Origin of the sequence: Microcystis sp. LEGE 08355 (genome assembly GCF_015207185.1) — a bacterium.
In the GTDB taxonomy this organism is placed as follows: Bacteria; Cyanobacteriota; Cyanobacteriia; order Cyanobacteriales; family Microcystaceae; genus Microcystis; species Microcystis panniformis.
Window position 1 is genome coordinate 1 of the sequence record NZ_JADEXI010000527.1, and the last position, 3242, is coordinate 3242.

Consider the following 3242-nt stretch of genomic DNA (forward strand, 5'->3'; position numbering starts at 1 on the left):
TCACCGTGGTTATCCAAATCGACTCAACTCAAAACTACGAAACCAAAACCCAAGAGATCGCTAGACAACTTTTAGCCGAAACTCGCGAAAAAAAAGGTCTTTGGTCTGCTTTACAGGATCAAATGCGTTGGGATGATAAATTACTCGATTGGGCAATGTCTAACCCCAATTTACGAGTACAATTATTCCGTTTTATTGACTGTTTACCCGCTTTACGCAGTAATGCCGAGATCGCTAATCATCTCCAACAATACCTCGGTGATGCTTCCGTAGAACTGCCCAGTGCGCTGAAAAGTATCCTCAACTTTAGTGATCCTAACTCCCTACCGGCTCAAACGGCCGCCAGTCTGATCAGTAAATCCGTAGAAACCTTAGCTCGTAAGTATATCGCCGGGGAAGACCTAGAGCAAATTACTCGCACTGTCACCCGTCTGCGGAAGGAAAAAATGGCTTTTACCATAGATCTCCTCGGTGAAGCGGTAATTACTGAAGCGGAAACCCAAGTTTATCTACAAAGTTATCTCGATTTAATGACCCATTTGGCTCAAGAAGCGAGCAAATGGAATAAAGTTAGCCAAATTGATGAAGCGGACGGCGACTTACTACCACAAGTGCAGGTTTCTGTCAAGCTAACTGCCTTTTATTCTCAGTTTGATCCCATGGATCCGATTGGTAGTAAGGAGAAAGTTTGCGATCGCATTCGCCTACTGTTGCGACGCGCTCAGGAGTTAGGGGTGGCAGTCCATTTTGATATGGAACAGTACGTTTATAAAAACCTCACCCTGGCTATCCTGAAAGAATTACTCCTAGAAGAAGAATTTCGCAGTCGTACCGATATTGGCATCACCCTACAGGCATATTTAAGAGATTCTGCCCAAGATTTACAAGATTTAATTAATTGGGCCAAAAAGCGCGGTTATCCCGTTACTGTCCGGCTAGTCAAAGGCGCTTACTGGGATCAGGAAACGATTAAATCTCGGCAAAATCACTGGCCACAGCCGGTATATAACGAAAAATCGGCCACCGATGCCAATTATGAGCGGATGACGCGGTTATTATTGGAAAATCATCAATATTTATACGCCGCCATCGGTAGTCATAACGTGCGATCGCAAGCCTTGGCCTGTGCGATCGCAGAAAGTTTAGAAATTCCCCGTCGTCGCTTTGAAATGCAGGTATTGTACGGCATGGGCGACCAATTAGCCAAAGCGTTAGTGAAGCGGGGTCATCGGGTGCGGGTTTATTCCCCCTACGGACAACTCTTACCCGGTATGGCCTACCTAATCCGCCGTTTATTAGAAAATACCGCTAATAGTTCCTTCCTAAGGCAAAATTTGGAGGATCGTCCCGTGGAAGATTTAATCGCAGCCCCCCGGGTTTTAGGCAAGGATAACCCGATTATCCCCGGTTTTCCTAATGCCCCCGATACAGATTATGCCAACGAGCAATTACGAAATAAAGCGAGTCAAGCCCTCACTTTTGTCAAAAATTCCCTCGGTAAAACCTATTTACCCCTAATTAACGGCGAATACGTCGCCACCAATGTTCAAATTAATTCCGTTAATCCCTGTAACCCGCAGGAAATAGTGGGGAAAGTAGGCTTAATTGAGGTGGAACAGGCAGAAAAAGCGATCATAGCGGCGAAACAGGCTTTTCCCGCTTGGAAACGCACCCCAGTGGCTAAAAGAGCCGAAATACTGCGAAAAGCGGCAGATTTGATGGAAGCGCGACGACACGAGTTATCGGCCTGGATTTGTTTGGAAGTGGGCAAAGTTATCCAACAGGCGGATCCAGAAGTGTCAGAAGCGATCGATTTTTGCCGTTATTACGCCTCCGAGATGGAAAGACTGGATTTAGGGCATAATTTCGACGTAGCAGGCGAGAATAATCGTTATTTCTACCAACCACGGGGTATTGCTTTAGTGATTTCTCCCTGGAATTTCCCCCTAGCCATTGCGGTGGGGATGACAGTAGCAGCTTTAGTAGCCGGTAACTGTACGCTATTGAAACCTGCCGAGACTTCTTCGGTGATTACGGCGAAATTTGCCGAGATTCTCCTAGAAGCGGGTATTCCTGCCGGAGTCTTCCAATATATCCCGGGTAAAGGTTCGCAAGTGGGGGCGCATTTAGTTAGCCATCCCGATGTTCACCTAATCGCCTTCACCGGTTCACGAGAAGTGGGCTGTCGCATCTATACAGATGCCTCCATCGTGCAAAAGGGTCAAAAACACCTAAAACGAGTTATCGCCGAAATGGGCGGCAAAAATGCCCTAATTGTCGATGAGAGTGCCGATTTAGATCAGGCCGTTGTCGGTGCGGTTAAGTCCGCTTTTGGCTACACCGGCCAGAAATGTTCCGCCTGTTCGCGGATAATTGTTCTGGAAAGCGTCTATGATAGCTTTGTTGATCGCTTTGTCGAGGCTACCAAGTCCCTCAATATCGGGCCGACGGATTTACCGAGTACGGAAGTAGGACCGGTTATCGACGAGAAAGCTCAAGCAAGAATTCGGGAATACATCGAAACTGGTAAAAAAGAGGCAGAATTAGCCCTAGAGATGCCAATTCCAGAAGTGGGTTACTTCGTCAGTCCCACCGTCTTTAAGAATGTTCCCCCTGATGCGGTAATAGCGATGGAGGAGATTTTTGGTCCAGTGGTGGCAATTATCAAAGTGAGCAATTTTGAGCAAGCTTTAGCCGTGGCTAACGGAACCGACTATGCTTTAACCGGTGGCTTATATTCCCGCACTCCTGCCCATATTAACCGAGCTATGCAGGAATTTGAAGTGGGAAACCTCTATATTAACCGGGGAATCACCGGTGCGATTGTCTCCCGTCAACCCTTCGGGGGTTTCAAGATGTCGGGGGTAGGTTCCAAAGCAGGGGGTCCCGATTATCTGCTGCAATTCCTCGAACCTCGTCACATCAGCGAGAATATTCAACGTCAGGGATTTGCACCGATTGAAGGGGCCGATTAAGCGATATAGCCAAAATTGGCGATTATTGGGGGTTTATACCCCCAAATCGGGTTAAATTATCGGCTAAGACTAAATCCAGTTATTAAAAACTGATTATTTATTCTCCGTTTTGCCTTCTGCATGAGTAGAAAACGGGTTTCTCCGAGAAACCCGTTTTCTGTGCGTTACTCAGTATTCAGGAGTCAGTATTCAGGAGTCAGCTTTTTTCTCCCTGCTCCCTTCCCCCCACTTCCCTATCTCCCCACTCCCCTATCTCCCCCCGCAACG

1 protein-coding gene is annotated in these 3242 nt (G+C 47.2%); it reads left to right on the forward strand.

What is annotated here, in order from left to right; translation table 11 throughout:
- Positions 1–5 precede the first annotated feature (5 nt).
- Positions 6–2975, forward strand: coding sequence for an L-glutamate gamma-semialdehyde dehydrogenase (pruA, locus tag IQ242_RS20485; RefSeq protein ID WP_193961219.1), 2970 nt, complete (start codon positions 6–8; stop codon positions 2973–2975).
- The last annotated feature ends 267 nt before the right edge of the window (positions 2976–3242 follow it).